The 15,153-nt window shown below is 72.9% G+C and carries 15 protein-coding genes; 14 read left to right on the top strand and 1 reads right to left on the bottom strand.

Annotated elements, in window-relative coordinates; all coding sequences use genetic code 11:
• Positions 1-5: 5 nt before the first annotated feature.
• From HN031_RS01920 to HN031_RS01905, 4 genes are all read left to right on the top strand, one after another.
• On the top strand, positions 6-1,325 hold the full coding sequence (locus HN031_RS01920; protein ID WP_172265617.1) for an SLC13 family permease: 1,320 nt from the start codon (positions 6-8) through the stop codon (positions 1,323-1,325).
• A gap of 5 nt (positions 1,326-1,330) precedes the next feature.
• Positions 1,331-2,527, top strand: a complete 1,197-nt coding sequence (locus tag HN031_RS01915; protein WP_172265614.1) for a CaiB/BaiF CoA-transferase family protein — start codon at positions 1,331-1,333, stop codon at positions 2,525-2,527.
• 61 nt (positions 2,528-2,588) lie between these two features.
• Entirely contained in the window at positions 2,589-4,034 is a 1,446-nt protein-coding gene (locus HN031_RS01910; RefSeq protein WP_172265611.1) for a carboxyl transferase domain-containing protein, read from the top strand.
• A 17-nt stretch (positions 4,035-4,051) separates the two neighbouring features.
• Positions 4,052-4,963, top strand: a complete 912-nt coding sequence (locus tag HN031_RS01905) for an alpha/beta fold hydrolase (protein ID WP_172265608.1) — start codon at positions 4,052-4,054, stop codon at positions 4,961-4,963.
• A 327-nt stretch (positions 4,964-5,290) separates the two neighbouring features.
• Here the strand turns inward: HN031_RS01905 and HN031_RS01900 are convergent, their stop codons facing one another.
• Entirely contained in the window at positions 5,291-6,274 is a 984-nt protein-coding gene (locus tag HN031_RS01900; protein WP_172265604.1) for a Ku protein, read from the bottom strand.
• A gap of 117 nt (positions 6,275-6,391) precedes the next feature.
• Between HN031_RS01900 and ligD (HN031_RS01895) the strand changes: the two genes are divergently transcribed.
• The 10 genes from ligD (HN031_RS01895) (at position 6,392) to HN031_RS01850 (ending at position 15,151) form a co-directional block, all read left to right on the top strand.
• Entirely contained in the window at positions 6,392-7,321 is a 930-nt protein-coding gene (gene ligD / locus HN031_RS01895) for a non-homologous end-joining DNA ligase (protein WP_172271123.1), read from the top strand.
• Positions 7,318-8,232 carry a non-homologous end-joining DNA ligase gene (gene ligD / locus HN031_RS01890; RefSeq protein WP_172265601.1) on the top strand — a complete coding sequence of 305 codons (915 nt, stop codon included), beginning with the start codon at positions 7,318-7,320 and terminating at the stop codon, positions 8,230-8,232. The genes ligD (HN031_RS01895) and ligD (HN031_RS01890) overlap by 4 nt, the downstream gene beginning before the upstream one ends.
• 185 nt (positions 8,233-8,417) lie before the next feature.
• A complete protein-coding gene (locus HN031_RS01885; protein WP_172265598.1) occupies positions 8,418-8,564 on the top strand; it encodes a hypothetical protein in 147 nt (48 codons plus the stop codon).
• A gap of 25 nt (positions 8,565-8,589) precedes the next feature.
• Positions 8,590-9,279: a response regulator transcription factor gene (locus tag HN031_RS01880; RefSeq protein ID WP_172271121.1), complete on the top strand. Its 690-nt coding sequence runs from the start codon at positions 8,590-8,592 to the stop codon at positions 9,277-9,279.
• Between the two features lies 1 nt (position 9,280).
• Positions 9,281-10,477: a HAMP domain-containing protein gene (locus HN031_RS01875; RefSeq protein WP_172265596.1), complete on the top strand. Its 1,197-nt coding sequence runs from the start codon at positions 9,281-9,283 to the stop codon at positions 10,475-10,477.
• A 48-nt stretch (positions 10,478-10,525) separates the two neighbouring features.
• Positions 10,526-11,716 carry an FAD/NAD(P)-binding oxidoreductase gene (locus HN031_RS01870; protein ID WP_172265594.1) on the top strand — a complete coding sequence of 397 codons (1,191 nt, stop codon included), beginning with the start codon at positions 10,526-10,528 and terminating at the stop codon, positions 11,714-11,716.
• A 91-nt stretch (positions 11,717-11,807) separates the two neighbouring features.
• Positions 11,808-13,106 carry a CpaF family protein gene (locus tag HN031_RS01865; RefSeq protein ID WP_172265592.1) on the top strand — a complete coding sequence of 433 codons (1,299 nt, stop codon included), beginning with the start codon at positions 11,808-11,810 and terminating at the stop codon, positions 13,104-13,106.
• The gene (locus tag HN031_RS01860) at positions 13,106-13,960 is read left to right on the top strand and encodes a type II secretion system F family protein (RefSeq protein ID WP_172265590.1); all 855 of its coding nucleotides are present in this window, start codon (positions 13,106-13,108) and stop codon (positions 13,958-13,960) included. The genes HN031_RS01865 and HN031_RS01860 overlap by 1 nt, the downstream gene beginning before the upstream one ends.
• The gene (locus HN031_RS01855) at positions 13,957-14,898 is read left to right on the top strand and encodes a type II secretion system F family protein (protein ID WP_172265587.1); all 942 of its coding nucleotides are present in this window, start codon (positions 13,957-13,959) and stop codon (positions 14,896-14,898) included. Before HN031_RS01860 ends, HN031_RS01855 begins: the two co-directional genes overlap by 4 nt.
• Positions 14,899-14,938: 40 nt before the next feature.
• Entirely contained in the window at positions 14,939-15,151 is a 213-nt protein-coding gene (locus HN031_RS01850; RefSeq protein ID WP_172265497.1) for a hypothetical protein, read from the top strand.
• The last annotated feature ends 2 nt before the right edge of the window (positions 15,152-15,153 follow it).

The raw sequence follows: 15,153 nt of genomic DNA, 5'->3' as shown, positions 1-15,153 counted from the left end.
CTGACATGGGTCCGGAATGGGTCGCGATCATCGCCCTGGTCGCGTTGTTCGTGATCGGCACGGTGCTGCCGATCAACATGGGAGCGCTGGCCTACGTCGCCGCGTGGTTCGTGGGCATGTACGCCCTCGACCTGGACGAGAAGGAGATCCTCGCCGGCGTCAGCGGTGACCTCATCCTCACCCTGATCGGCGTCACCTACCTGTTCGCCATCGCGCGCAACAACGGCACGGTCGACCTGATCGTGCGGACCGCGGTCAGGGCCGTGGGCGGCCGCGTGGCCCTCATCCCGTGGGTGATGTTCGCGGTGACCGCCGTGCTGACCGGCATCGGCGCGGTGAGCCCGGCCGCCTGCGCGATCATCGGCCCGATCGCGCTCGGCTTCGCCGGCCGCTACGGCATCAGCCCGCTGATGATGGGCATGTTCGTGGTCCACGGCGCCCAGGCCGGCGGCTTCTCGCCGATCAGCATCTACGGCGTGATCACCAACTCCGTCATGGAGGACGCGGGACTCCCGTCGAGCGAGATCACCGTCTTCCTCGCCAGCCTCGTCGTCAACACGATCATGGCCGCGATCCTCTTCGTGGCCCTCGGCGGCCGCAAGCTGATGGCGATGCGGATCGACCCCGACGAGCCCGACACGCTCGACGACGACCTGCACCGCGGCGGCGCCACCGTCCCGGCCCGGGGCTACGGCACGTCCGCGCCGACCGGCACGCAGGCCCAGGGCGTACGTCGTGACCAGGTGCTGACGCTCCTCGCCTTCGTCGGCGTCGCCGTCGTCGCGCTCGTCTTCGACAAGAACATCGGCTTCGTCGCGATCACGGCGGCCGTCATCCTCGCCATGCTGAACGCCGAGGAGCACAAGGACGCGGTCAAGCAGATCGCCTGGCCGACCGTGCTGCTCGTCGCCGGTGTCAGCACCTACGCCACCATCCTGACCACCGCCGGCTCGCCGGAGTTCGTCGGCAACTGGGCGGCCGGCCTCGGTGCGGCCGCGATCGGCGCGCTGGTCCTCTGCTACGTCGGCGGCGTGGTGTCCGCGTTCGCCTCGTCCACCGCGCTGCTGCCGGTGATCATCCCGATCGCCGTGCCCCTCATCGCCGACGGCGGCATCAACGCGGCGCTGTTCGTCGCGGCCCTCGCCGTGTCGTCGACCATCGTCGACGTCAGCCCGTTCTCCACCAACGGTGCGCTGATGCTCGCCAACCGGCCGGACTCGATCAGCGAGCCGGTCTACTACAAGCAGATCCTCGGCTACGGCGTCGTGGTGACCCTCGTCGGCCCGCTGCTCGTCTGGGCAGCCCTCGTCCTCCCAGGATGGTGACCCGCATGACTGACCCGACCACCCACCCGACCGGACCGCTCGCGGACCTCCTCGTCGTCGACCTCACCCGCGCCCTCGCGGGCCCGCACGCCACCCAGATGTTCGGCGACCTCGGCGCCCGCGTGATCAAGGTGGAGTCGCCCGGCAGCGGCGACGACACCCGCGGCTGGGGGCCGCCGTTCGTCGGCGAGCCCGACGCCCGCCAGTCGACGTACTTCCTGTGCACCAACCGCAACAAGGAGTCGATCGCGCTCGACCTCAAGGACCAGACCGACAAGGACGTGCTCATCGGGCTCGTGGAGCGCGCCGACGTGCTGGTGGAGAACTTCCGCACCGGCGTCCTCGAGCGGCTCGGGCTCGGCATCGAGGAGATGATGCGCCGCAACCCGCGGTTGGTGGTCCTCTCCATCACCGGCTTCGGCCACGACGGTCCCGAGGGCGGCCGCGCCGGCTACGACCAGATCGCCCAGGGGGAGGCCGGCCTGATGTCGCTGACCGGGTCGGGTCCCGACGACCCGCAGCGCGTCGGCGTACCCATCGCCGACCTGCTGTCGGGGATGTACGGCGCCTACGGCGTGCTCGCCGCGCTGCACGAGCGGCACGCGACCGGCAAGGGCACGGTCGTGCGGACGTCGCTGCTGGCGTCGGTCGTCGGCGTGCACGCCTTCCAGGGCACCCGGTGGACCGTCGCCGGCCAGGTCGGCCGGGCGCAGGGCAACCACCACCCGTCGATCTCTCCCTATGGCCTGTTTCACTGCCGCGACGGCGCGGTGCAGATCGCGCTGGGCAGCGAGGGGCTGTGGAAGCGGTTCTGCGAGGGCTTCGGGCTCGACCCCGAGGCCGAGGGGCTGGCCACCAACCAGGAGCGCGTCGCGCAGCGCGACCGCGTCATCGAGGTGGTGGAGCAGGCCTTCGCCGACTGGGACGCCGAGCCGCTGCTGTCCCGGCTCGCCGAGGTCGGCGTGCCCGCGGGCAAGGTGCGGACCCTCGACGAGGTCTACGAGTGGGACCAGGTCGCCAGCCAGGGCCTGCTCGTCGACGTCGAGCACCCCACCCTGGGCGGCATCACGCTGCCCGGGCCGCCGCTGCGCTTCTTCGACGCCGAGGGCACCGAGGTGACGCGCCGCGACCACGTGGCGCCGCCGCTGCTCGACCAGCACGCCGACGAGATCCGCTCGTGGGTCGGCGGGGGTGGCTCGTGAGCACACCCCACGCCGTTCTCCTCCTCCGCTGCGCTCCTCCGGACAACGCCGTGGGGACCCCATGACCCGACGCTGGACCGCCCACGAGCTCCTTGACCTCGTGCTCGACGAGGGGACGTTCGTGTCGTGGGACTCACCGGTGGACCTCACCGGCGTCGACGCGGGCTACCGCGCCGTGCTCGAGGCCGCCGCGGAGAAGGCCGGCACGGACGAGTCGGTGCTGACCGGTCGCGGCGAGGTCCACGGCCGACCGGTGGCCGTCGTGGTCAACGAGTTCCGCTTCCTCGCCGGCTCGATCGGCCGGGCCGCCGCCGACCGCATCACCGCGGCCGTGCGCCGCGCCACCGCCGAGGGACTGCCGCTCCTGGCCAGCACGGCCTCCGGTGGCACCCGGATGCAGGAGGGCACGCCCGCCTTCGTCCGGATGGTCGAGATCTCCCGCGCGCTGATGGACCACCGCGCCGCCGGCCTGCCCTACCTCGTGCACCTGCGCCACCCGACGACCGGCGGCGTCTACGCGTCGTGGGGCTCCCTCGGCCACGTGACCGTGGCCGAGCCGGGAGCGTTGGTCGGCTTCCTCGGCCCGAAGGTCTACGAGGGGCTGCACGGGAGGCCGTTCCGCCCGGGCGTGCAGGTGGCGGAGAACCTCGCGGCCGTCGGCGTCATCGATGGCGTCGTCGCCGCCGAGGACCTCCCGGCGATGGTCGAGGCCGCGCTCGCTGTGCTCGTCGACCCGCCCGGCCCCAGTCGGCTCCCCGCGCGCCCGGCGCAGACCATCGGCGACCACGCCGCCTGGGACAGCGTCGAGCGCACGCGTCGTACGGACCGGGCCGGCGTGCGCGACCTGCTGACGCACGGCGCTGCCGGGACGTTGCAGCTGCGGGGCACCGACGAGGGCGAGCGCGACTCCACCGTGATGGTCGCCCTCACCCGCCTCGACGACCAGCCGTGCGTCGTCATCGGGCAGGACCGCTCACGCCAGGCACCCGGCCACGCGATGGGCCCGGGCGCGCTGCGCGAGGCGCGCCGCGGCATGCGGCTGGCCGAGGAGCTCGGCCTGCCCCTGGTCAGCGTCATCGACACCCCGGGCGCCGAGCTGTCGCCCGACGCCGAGGAGCGCGCCATCGCCGGCGAGATCGCCCGGTGCATCGCCACGCTGACGACGATGAAGGTGCCGACCGTGTCGGTGATCCTCGGCCAGGGGTGCGGGGGAGGGGCGCTCGCGTTCCTGCCCGCCCGGACGGTGGTCGCGACCGAGCACGCGTGGCTCTCGCCCCTGCCGCCCGAGGGGGCGAGCATCATCGTCCACGGCGACGTCGACCACGCCGCCGAGATGGCGTCGGCCCAGCGGGTGCGGGCCGCCGACCTGCTGGCCGACGGGGTCGTGCAGCACGTCGTGCCCGAGGTCGAGGGCGAGACCCGCGCCGAGCTGGCCGTGGCCGTCGCCGCGGAGGTGGGGGCGCAGCTGCGGCGGATGACGCGTACGTCGGTGGCCCACGCCTCCTGAGCGTGCCACGATCCGGCATGACCTCTGCTCCCCAGTCGATCCCTCAGTCGCTGACCCTGCCCGACGGCCGGCGGCTGGAGTTCCTCGTCGGCGGCGCCACCGACGGCGTCACGCTCCTGCACCACTCCGGCACGCCGAGCGCCGCGGTCGTCGACCCGTCGCTGTGGGACGCGGCCGGACGCGCCGGCCTCCGCCTGGTGACGTACTCGCGTCCCGGCTACGGCGCCTCCACCCCGCGACCGACGCCGGACGGATGGCCGGTCCCGCTCGTCGCCGACGCCGAGGACTCCGCGACGCTGCTCGACCACCTCGGGGTGGGCGTCTTCGTCACGCTCGGGCACTCCGGCGGCGGACCCCGCGCCCTGGCCTGCGCCGCCACGATGCCGGACCGGTGCCGCGCGGTCGCCAGCCTCGCCGGCGTCGCGCCCCACGGCGCCGACGGCCTCGACTGGGACGCGGGCATGGGGCCGGAGAACGTGCGTGACTTCGAGGCCGCCGTCGCCGGTCGCGAGGCCTTCCGGGCGATCGCCGTCGGGCAGGCCGAGGAGCTCGGAGCGGTCACGGCCGACGACATCGTCGCGGCCTTCGGCGGCCTGGTCGACGAGGTGGACGCCGGTGCCCTGAACGGCGAGTTCGCGGAGGTCGTCGCCGCCTCCTTCCGCCACGCCATGGCGCAGGGACCGGTCGGGATGGTCGAGGACACGCTGCAGATCGTGCGGCCGTGGGGGTTCGACGTCGCCGACCTCACCGTGCCCGTCTCGGTGTGGCAGGGCGCCCACGACAAGATGGTGCCGTTCGACCACGGGCGCTGGCTCGCCGGCGCGATCCCCGGCGCGCGGGCGCACCTGTTAGACGACGAGGGACACATCTCGCTGGTCGCGAGGTACGACGAGATCCTCGCCGACCTCCGGGAGCTCGCGGGGCTCTGACCCGGCGCGCCCGCCGGATAGTCCCCATCAAACGGGTCGTCAGGACGCGCCGCGGACGACCCGTTTGATGGGGACTATCCCCGGGTCCGGCCGCGCGGTGACTATCCCCGGGTCCGACCGAGCGGTGAGTGAGGCAGGTTCCTCGCGCTCGAAAGTGGTCTCACGCACCGCTCCTCGCCCCACGCCGGGTAGTCCGTATCAAGATGCTGCCGGGACGGGCGTTCGGCCAGCCATTCGATACGGACTGTCCCAGCGTGGCAGGAGCGCCCAACCGCGCGCCGTACGACGACGAGGTGGCCGACGCGCCGCCCGACGAGCAGCAGACGGTCAGCTGGCCTTCTTGGCCGCCGTCTTCTTCGAGGTGGTCTTCTTCGCCGCGGTCTTCTTGGCGGCGGTCTTCTTCGCGGGGGTCTTCTTGGCCGTCGACTTCTTCGCCGTGGACTTCTTGGCGGCCGACCGCTTGGGCGCCTCGTCGTCGGAGTCGGAGTCGGAGTCGGAGTCTGAGTCCGAGTCGTCCGACTCCTCGCCGCGGGCGGTCTTGGCCGCGGCGACGGACTTCTGCAGCGCGGCGAGCAGGTCGACGACCTCGCCGGACGTCTTGGTGGAGGTCTCCGTGCGCTTGATCTCGCCTCCCTCGATCTTCGACTTCACGAGCGCCTCGACGGCACCGGCGTAGTCGTCCTCGAACTCGGTCGCGTCGAAGTCGCCGGCGAGGGTCTCGACGAGCATGTGGGCCATCTTGACCTCCTGCGGCTTGGCGTCGTCGACCTCGACCTTGAAGTCGGGGACGCGCACCTCGTCGGGCCACATCATCGTCTGCAGCACGATGACCTCGCCGGCCTCGGTCTCGCGCACGCGGAGCACGGCGATCGTCGTACGTTGGCGCAGCGCGACGGTGACGACGGCCATCCGGTCGGCGTCCTTGAGCGCCTGGCGCAGCAGCGCGTAGGGCTTGGCGCCGGCGCCCTCCGGCTCGAGGTAGTAGGACTTCTCGAAGAGCAGCGGGTCGATCTGCTCGCGGGGCACGAACTTCTCGACCGCGATCTCGCGCGACGACGTCGACGGCAGCTCGGCCATGTCGTCGTCAGTGAGGATGACCATCTCGCCGTCCTCGGTCTCGTAGCCCTTGGCGATGTCGGCGTAGGCCACCTCCTCCCCGTCGAGGGAGCAGACGCGCTGGTACTTGATCCGGCCCCCGTCCTTGGCGTGCACCTGCCGGAAGGACACGTCGTGGCTCTCGGTCGCCGCGTAGAGCTTGACCGGCACGCTGACCAGGCCGAAGGACACGGCACCCTTCCAGATCGCTCGCATGACCCGACGATAGCGGCCGGCGCGGACGCCCGTCTCCCACCGAGGGATGACCCGCGGGACCACCCGAGGGGTGACGGCGCGACGCCGACGGGATGCCAGACTGACCGCGTGCGTCCCATGCTCGCCACCAAGACCGACCGCGTGCCGAGCGGTGACCAGTGGCTGCACGAGGTGAAGTGGGACGGCGTCCGCGTCCTCGTCGACGTCCGCGACGGCGCCACGCGGATGACCAGCCGCAACGACAACAACGTCACGCCGGCCTGGCCGGACCTGAGCGCTCCGCCGCTCGGCGACCGCGACCTCCTCGTCGACGGCGAGGTCATCGCCCTCAACGAGCGTGGGGTGCCGGACTTCCGGGTCCTGCAGCACCGCATGCACGTGCGCAACGCCAAGGACGTCGCCCGCCTCGTCACCACCGTGCCCGCCACGCTCATGGTCTTCGACCTGCTGCGCCTCGACGGCCAGGACCTCGCCGCCCGCCCGCTCGAGGAGCGCCGGGCGCTGCTCGAGGAGCTGCCGCTCGCCGACTCGACGTGGCAGGTCCCGGCGGCGTACGACGACGGCGACATGCTGTTCGACGCCACCCTGCAGCAGGGGCTGGAGGGGGTGGTGAGCAAGCGCCGCGGCTCGCGCTACCGCTTCGACGCCCGCAGCGACGACTGGCGCAAGCTGGCGCACCGGCACCGCGGCTCGTTCGTCGTGGGCGGCTGGCGCCCCCAGGTCGGTACGACGAGCCGGCTGGCCGCGCTGCTCGTCGGCGAGCCGACTCCCGACGGCCTGCTCTACCGGGGCCGCGTCGGCAGCGGCATCACCGGCGCCACCAGCACCCGGCTCGCCGAGCTGCTCGCGCCGCTGGCCGCCGGTGGCTCGCCGTTCGCGGACGACGTACCGAAGGTCGACGCGTCCGGCACGGTCTGGGTGGAGCCGCGCGTCGTGGTCGACATCGACACCCACGGCCTCGGCTACGACCGCCTGCGCCAGCCCTCCTTCCAGGGCGTGCGCGACGACGTCTCTCCCGAGGACCTGGCACGAGAGGGCGATCGATGAGCCCCGCCGCCGGAGAGGTGCAGGTCGACGTCGAGGGCCGGACCCTCACCATCAGCAACCTCGACAAGGTCCTCTACCCGCGCACCGGAACGACCAAGGGCGAGGTGCTCAACTACTACGCCCAGGTGTCGCCGGTGCTGCTGCCGCACCTGGTCGACCGGGCCGTCACCCGGATCCGCTGGCCGCACGGGGTGCAGGGATCGAGCTTCTTCGAGAAGAACGCGCCGGCCGGCACGCCGTCGTGGGTGCGTACGCACGAGGTGCCCACCACCGGGTCGCGCTCCGGCAAGGGGGAGGGCACCATCCGCTTCCCGATCTGCGACGACCTCGCGACCCTCACCTGGCTGGCCAACCTCGCCGCGCTCGAGCTGCACGTCCACCAGTGGACGGTCGACGACGACGGGCGCCCGCGCGACCCGGACCGCCTCGTGATCGACCTCGACCCCGGCGAGCCCGCAGGCCTCCACGAGTGCGCCCAGGTGGCCCTGATGGTCCGCGACGCGCTCGCCGAGCGCGACCTGGGCTGCACGCCGGTCACGAGCGGCAGCAAGGGGCTGCACCTCTACGCCCCGATGCCCGGCGGGAAGGACAGCCTCGACAGCGACGGCACGACGGCGCTGGCCAAGGAGGTCGCCGAGGAGCTGCAGAAGGAGCACCCCGACCTGGTGACGAGCGTGATGACCAAGGCGAAGCGACCCGGCAAGGTCTTCCTCGACTGGTCGCAGAACTCGGGCTCCAAGACGACGATCTCGCCCTACTCGCTGCGTGGCCGCGAGCGGCCCACCGCCGCGACGCCGCTGACGTGGGACGAGGTCCAGGCCGGGGCCGAGGACGAGCTGGCCCTCGAGCAGTTCTCGATGGAGCAGGTGCTGCAGCGCGTGGCCGACCTCGGGGACGTCTTCGAGGCCTGACCCGGCCCCGACCGGCCCCGACCCGGACCCGATCACGCCCGGACCCCCTGCCTGGGGGTGGGCTACGACGTCAAGATCCGGTCAAGTCTGCTCCTGCCCGACCGTGCCCGAACACGTCCGAAACATTTCCCTCGTGTGGACCACGCGAGGATCGGGTGTGGATGTCGCGGACGCATGCTTTTCCCATGTCCCGCATCCTGCTGATCCCCGTCGCGGTGGTCCTTGCTGCCGGTGGCGTCCTGTCCGCTCCGAGCGAGGCGGCGCCGCCGTCGCCGACCTCCACGAGCATCTCGTCCTCCGTCGACATGGGCATTCAGACCACGAACCGCTGACCCTGCATCTATGCTCGACCGCATGGTGCACGACGTGTTGGTGGTTGAGGACGAGGAAGACATCGCCGTCCCCCTCATGCGCACCCTGGAGCGGGAGGGCTACGACGTCAACCGGGTCTCGGGTGGCGCGGAGGCCGTGTCCTTCGCCGTCGACAAGGGTCCGGCGGTCGTGATCCTCGACCTCGGCCTGCCCGACATGGACGGCATCGACGTGTGCCGCCAGATGCGTTCTGGTGGATATCTGGGCGGAATCATCATGGTCACCGCCCGCGCCGGTGAGCTCGACCGCGTGGTCGGCCTCGACGTCGGCGCCGACGACTACCTCGCCAAGCCGTTCGGCCTCGCCGAGCTGCTGGCCCGCGTGCGCGCCCTCCTGCGCCGCAGCGCGCAGGTCCCGCAGGAGGACGACAGCACCGTCACCACGTCCTCGGGCCTCAAGATCGACGCCGCCTCGCGCCGCGTGCACCTCGGCGAGCGCGAGATCGCGCTGACCGCCAAGGAGTTCGACGTGCTGGCGGTCCTCGCGTCCAACCACGACAAGGTCGTGCCCCGCGAGACCCTGATGAACCAGGTGTGGGACCAGAACTGGTACGGCTCCACCAAGACCCTCGACGTCACCATCGGTCGTCTGCGCAGCAAGCTCGAGGCGGCCGAGGCCGGCGAGCGCGTGGTCGCCATCCGCGGCGTCGGCTTCCGATTGGAAACCGGCACCTGACGTGCGCCGACGGCTCGCCGCCATCCTCGTAGGTCTCTCGCTGCTGATCGTCGCCACCGCCCTCCTGGTCGGTCGCTCGATGCTGGCCGACGCGGTGCGTGACGGCGAGCGGGACCACCTCGCCGACCTGGCCCGCCAGGCGGCGACCGTCGTCGAGGAGCAGCACGACCGCGGCCCGGAGGTCTCCGAGGACGACCTGGCCCGGTGGGTCTCGGCCGACTTACGGCTCACGGTCTCCCGCGACGGCGAGCCCGACCTCACCGCCGACGGCGCGATGTTCTCGGCCGCGGACCTCGACGAGCCGCTGGTCGTCGAGCGCTCCGTCGGCACCACGACGGTCACGCTGACGAGTGGCGCCACCCACGTGGGTGCCATGACGGCCGGCGTCTCCCGCGCCCTGCTCGTGCTGATGGCGGCCGCCGCGCTGGTCGCCGGCACGCTGGCCCTGCTGGTCGCGCGCGGCTTCTCCCGGCCCTTCGCCGAGCTGGCCGAGAGCGCGGAGGCGCTCGGCCGCGGCCGCTTCGACATCGAGGCGCCGGTCTCACGGGTGCCCGAGGTCGCGGCCGTGGGGGCGGCGCTGCGCTCGAGCGCGCGCAACCTCGAGGAGCAGTTCCGCCGGATCAACGACTCCGTTCAACAGACCTCCCACTCCCTGCGCACGCCGCTCACCGCCCTGCGCCTCGAGCTGGAGGAGATCCTGCTGCGCGACGACCTCGACGACGACGTACGCCGCACCGTCGTGCGCTGCCTGGCCGACGTCACGCGGCTGCAGGACACCGTCTCCGAGCTGGTCGACGCCGAGCGCAGCCGTGGCGTGGTGACCGGCCGCACCGTCACGCTGCGCGACCTGGCCGCCCTCACCGTCGAGCGGTGGGGACGGCGGCTGGCGCCCGGTCGTCAGGTGGAGGTCGTGCTGGGTGACGGCGGCGACCTGCCCGTCACCCACGGGCCGGTGGAGCAGGTGCTGGACAGCGTGGCCGCCGACCTCGCCTCCCACGGCGACGGTCCGGTGTCGCTGCACCTCGAGGCCGAGCAGGACCACGTCCGGATCCGGGTCGCCTGCGGCGCCTCGCGGGCCGGTGCCACGGAGGAGCGCACGGCCGCCCGCACCGGCGAGGCGGTCACCGAGGTGCTCGGCGGCCGATGGCAGGGCGACGCCGTCGGTGCCGGCCTGGTGATCGTCCTCCCGCGCCGCTGAGGGCCGCCCCGTACGGTCGGGAAGGACCGACCAACACCCGGAGGCGCAGTGGCGGACGCAGGGCAGCACCACGACGTGCTCGTGGTCGGCGGCGGCAACGCCGGGATCTCGCTCGCGGCCCGGCTGCTGCGCGACGGCGCACGTGACGTGGCGGTGGTCGAGTCCCGGGCGGTCCACCGCTACCGCCCGCTCCTCAACTACGTCGGTGGCGGCGAGGCCACGATGGGCTCGCTCCAGCGCCCGGCGGAGCGGGTCCTGCCGCGCGGCTGCACCGCGATCCGCGACGAGGTGGTGTCGGTCGACCCCGAGGGGCCGTCGGTGACCACCCGGTCGGGGCGCCGGATCACCTGCACGACGCTCGTGGTCTGCCCCGGCCTCGACGAGGACTGGGACGCGACGCCGGGCCTGCGCGAGGCGTACGCCGACGGGTGGGCGGCGTCGACGTTCGACGACGACACCGTCGAGCGGGTGTGGCCGACGCTGCGCGGCCTGCGCGCCGGGCGCGTGGTCTTCACCGTCCCGCCGGAGCCCGCGCCGTGCGGCGCGACGGCGCTCAAGCCCCTGTTCATGGCGAGCGACCACTGGAGGCGCACCGGCGTGCTGGCCGACCTCGACGTGCACCTGGTCCTGCCCGGCCCGTCGCCGCTCGGCCTCGCCGGCCCGGACGCCGCGCTGGAACGGGTGATCGAGTCGTACGGCGTGCGGGTGCACCGCGAGTCGGTGGTCTCCGGGCTCGCCGCCGGCCGCGTCACGCTGGCGACGCCGGCGGGGGAGGAGACCCTCGACGGCGTGGCGTTCGCCCACGTCGTGCCGCACTACCGCGCACCGCAGTGGGTGGTCGACGGCGGCCTCGCCGGCGACACGCCCGCCGGGCTCGTCGACACCGACCCGCAGACCCTGCAGCACTGCCGCTTCCCCGCGGTGTGGTCGTGCGGGGACGTGGCCGACATCCGCACCCCGTCGTCGGGCGGTGCGCTGCGCAAGCAGGTCGCGGTCCTCGCGGCCAACATCTTCGCGGCCCGGGAGGGCGGCGGGTTCCAGCACTACGACGGCTACACCGTCATGCCGATCACGACCTCGCGGCGCCGCCTGATGCTCGTCGAGGTGGACCGCGACGGCCGACCGCAGCCGTCCGTGCCGGTGCTCGACCTGGCCCGTCCGCGGGCGCTGACGTGGTGGGTGGACCGCTACGCGCTGCCGCAGGTCTACTGGCGCCGGATCCTGCGCGGCAAGGTCTGAGCGGTTGTCCACAACCTTTGCCTGACCCCTGTTTCCACGGCGTCGCTGCTGGGTAGCGTGACGGTGCACGTTCTCGGGAAGCAGGGCACTCATGGCAGTGGACCGTCTGGCAGTCGACCGTCCGACAGCGGACCGTGGGCGTCCGCCTGCGCACGCCGACCTGGTCGAGCGGCTCGACGGACAGGTCCGTGAGCGGGTCCGGCGCGAGGGTGTCGACCCGCAGCGCGAGGCGACGCTGGTGCGACGCATCGCGGAGGACGTGGTCCGCGCCCACGACGACCTCAGCCTGACCGGGGTCGTCGCACCGATCGCCGACGACGGCGCCATGGTGGGTGAGCTGGTGGCTCGCGTCTCGGGGTTCGGCCCCCTCCAGCCGTTCCTCGACGATCCCGAGGTCGAGGAGGTGTGGATCAACGACCCCAGCCGGGTCTTCATCGCCCGTCGCGGTCGCCACGAGCTGACCAATCTGCGCCTCGACGCGGCGCAGGTCAACGAGCTCGTCGAGCGGATGCTCAAGTCGAGCGGACGCCGCCTCGACATCAGCACCCCGTTCGTCGACGCGATGCTCCCCGAGGGCCACCGCCTCCACGTGGTGCTCGAGGGCATCACGCGCGGCTTCACCGCGGTCAACATCCGCAAGTTCCTGCTCCGCGCCCACCGCCTCGCCGACCTCGTGGCGCTCGGCAGCCTGACGCCCCAGGCGGCCCGGTTCCTCGAGGCCTCCGTGCGGGCGGGGATGAACGTCCTCGTCGCCGGGGGCACCCAGGCCGGAAAGACCACGATGCTCAACTGCCTGGCCGCCGCGGTGCCCGGCGGCGAGCGCGTGGTGAGCGCGGAGGAGGTCTTCGAGCTGAGGTTCAGCCACCCCGACTGGGTCGCCATGCAGACCCGGCAGGCCGGCCTCGAGCAGACCGGCGAGATCGTGCTGCGCGACCTCGTCAAGGAGGCGCTGCGCATGCGGCCGAGCCGCATCATCGTCGGCGAGGTCCGGGCGGAGGAGTGCCTCGACCTGCTGCTCGCGCTCAACTCCGGGCTGCCCGGCATGTGCACGCTCCACGCCAACAGCGCGCGCGAGGCGCTGATGAAGATGTGCACCCTGCCGCTGCTCGCGGGCGACAACATCTCGGCACGCTTCGTCGTGCCGACGGTCGCCAGCTCGGTCGACCTGGTGGTGCACCTCGGCGTCGGCGCCGACGGCGTACGCCGCGTCAACGAGATCGTCTCGGTGCCCGGCCGGGTCGAGGCCGACGTCATCGAGGTCGAGCCGATCTTCGTGCGCCACGGAGTGGAGCTGCGCCGCACCGGAGGAGTGCCCGCGCGGGTCGACCGCTACGAACGGGTCGGCATCGACGTCCACGAGGTCCTCGCCGACACCGCCGGGGTCGGCTGATGGGCGCGCTGGTCGGGCTCGGCGTCGGCGTCGGCCTGCTGCTCATCTGGTCGGCCTTCGCCCTGCCCCGCACGCCCCGGACCTCGGCGCGTTCGGCCACGGCGCTCGAGCGCCTGCTCGGGCGTGCCGGGCTGTCCGACGTGACGCCGGCCAGCGTGGTGTCCCTGTGCGTCGTCCTCTTCGCCGTGGCGTTCGCCGTCGTGCAGGCGGTGTCCCGGACGGTTCCCGTCGCCGTCGTGTTCGCCGCGATGGCCGCCTACGTCCCGATCGCCGTGCTGCGGCAGCGGGCCGTTCGACGGCTGCGCGACTTCGCCGAGGTGTGGCCCGAGGCGGTCGACAACCTCGCCAGCGCTGTCCGCGCGGGCCTGTCGCTGCCCGACGCCGTCGCCGCGCTCGGCACCAACGGCCCCGAGGCGCTGCGCGCCGACTTCGCCCAGTTCGCGCTCGACTACCAGGTCACCGGCCGGTTCGGCGAGTGCCTCGACCGGCTAAAGGAGCGACTGGCCGACCCGGTCGGCGACCGCGTCATCGAGGGGCTCCGCCTCGCGAGGGAGGTGGGCGGCGGCGACCTCGGCCGCCTGCTGCGCAACCTGTCGGGCTTCCTGCGCGACGACGCCCGCACCCGCTCTGAGCTCGAGTCGCGGCAGGCCTGGACCGTCAACGGGGCGCGCCTCGCCGTCTCGGCGCCGTGGATCGTGCTGCTGCTGATGTCGTTCCAGACGACGGCGATCCGCCACTACGCCTCGCCCGGCGGCATCCTCGTGCTGGGCATCGGCTTCGGCGTCTGCGTCCTCGCCTACGCCGCGATGATGCGGATCGGCCGGTTGCCCGTCGAGAAGCGGATCCTGTCGTGAGTGCCGCCGTGTGGGGCGGGCTGCTCGGCGGCCTGGCCGGCGCAGGACTGCTGCTCGTCGGGATGCGCATCGACGTCCTGCGGCGTCCGCAGCTGTCGGTGCGGGTGCTGCCCTACCTCCGCGACCTGCCGCTCCGCGACCAGGGCCCGGCCCTGCGGACGACGTCGACGTCCCCGACGTCCGCGGCGGCCGGGATCTTCGGCCCGGTCCTGAGGTCGGCGGCCGAGGTGGTCGAGCGCGTCCTCGGCGGCAGTGGCTCCGTACGACGCCGGCTCCAGCGCGCCGGGCTCGACCGCACCGTGCAGGACTTCCGGATCGAGCAGGTCGTGTGGGGCCTCGTCGGCTTCGCGGTGACGGCAGCCGTGACCCTCGTCCGGGCGCTCGGCGGAGTCGGCGGCGTCGGGTCGGCGGTCGTGTTCTGCGTCCTCGGCTTCGTCGGCGGCGTCTTCCTCCGCGACAACCGGCTCAGCACCCAGGTGCGCAACCGCGAGCGACAGGTCCTCACCGAGTTCCCGACCGTCGCCGAGCTGCTCGCCCTGTCCGTCGCGGCGGGGGAGAGCCCGGTCGCCGCCCTCGACCGGGTCGTGCGCCGCAGTCACGGCGCCCTCTCCGAGGACCTCGCGCAGGTGCTCGCGCGGATCCGCACCGGCGAGCCGGTCGGCGCGGCGTTCGAGTCCCTGGCTCGAGCGACCGGGCTGCCGATCGTCGCTCGCTTCGCGACCGGGATCACCGTCGCCATGGAGCGCGGCACGCCGCTCGCCGACGTCCTGCACGCGCAGGCGGCCGACGTCCGCGAGGCCGGTCGCCGGCTGCTCATCGAGACCGCGGCCCGCAAGGAGATCGCGATGATGGCGCCGGTCGTGTTCTTCGTGCTGCCGGTGACGATCCTGTTCGCCTTCTACCCCGGCGTGCTGGGCCTGCGCCTGACCACCCCTTGACCTGCGACCACCCGGGCGCACCCACCGAAAGGACACCTTCATGCACCAGTCGATCTCGGGACTGCTGTTCCACCTGGCGATGCTCGTCGAGCCCGGAGCGCGAGCGCCCCGGCAGAAGGACGAGCGCGGCGACGTGCCCGGCTGGGTGATGGTCACGCTGATGACCGCGATCGTCGTCGCCGCCCTCACCCCCTTCGTCAGCGACGAGCTGCGGTCCCTCCTGTCCCGCGCGTTCTCGATGGTGAGCGGCTAGGT

This window comes from Nocardioides sp. zg-1308, from assembly GCF_013155375.1.
Classification (GTDB): domain Bacteria; phylum Actinomycetota; class Actinomycetes; order Propionibacteriales; family Nocardioidaceae; genus Nocardioides; species Nocardioides renjunii.
This window is presented reverse-complemented; position numbering and strand designations above follow the sequence as displayed.

Coding starts and splice junctions, on each gene's coding strand:
- HN031_RS01920 (WP_172265617.1), top strand. CDS start 6: ATGGGTCCGGAATGGGTCGCGATCATCGCCCTGGTCGCGTTGTTCGTG.
- HN031_RS01915 (WP_172265614.1), top strand. CDS start 1,331: ATGACTGACCCGACCACCCACCCGACCGGACCGCTCGCGGACCTCCTC.
- HN031_RS01910 (WP_172265611.1), top strand. CDS start 2,589: ATGACCCGACGCTGGACCGCCCACGAGCTCCTTGACCTCGTGCTCGAC.
- HN031_RS01905 (WP_172265608.1), top strand. CDS start 4,052: ATGACCTCTGCTCCCCAGTCGATCCCTCAGTCGCTGACCCTGCCCGAC.
- HN031_RS01900 (WP_172265604.1), bottom strand. CDS start 6,274: ATGCGAGCGATCTGGAAGGGTGCCGTGTCCTTCGGCCTGGTCAGCGTG.
- ligD (WP_172271123.1), top strand. CDS start 6,392: ATGCTCGCCACCAAGACCGACCGCGTGCCGAGCGGTGACCAGTGGCTG.
- ligD (WP_172265601.1), top strand. CDS start 7,318: ATGAGCCCCGCCGCCGGAGAGGTGCAGGTCGACGTCGAGGGCCGGACC.
- HN031_RS01885 (WP_172265598.1), top strand. CDS start 8,418: ATGTCCCGCATCCTGCTGATCCCCGTCGCGGTGGTCCTTGCTGCCGGT.
- HN031_RS01865 (WP_172265592.1), top strand. CDS start 11,808: ATGGCAGTGGACCGTCTGGCAGTCGACCGTCCGACAGCGGACCGTGGG.
- HN031_RS01860 (WP_172265590.1), top strand. CDS start 13,106: ATGGGCGCGCTGGTCGGGCTCGGCGTCGGCGTCGGCCTGCTGCTCATC.
- HN031_RS01850 (WP_172265497.1), top strand. CDS start 14,939: ATGCACCAGTCGATCTCGGGACTGCTGTTCCACCTGGCGATGCTCGTC.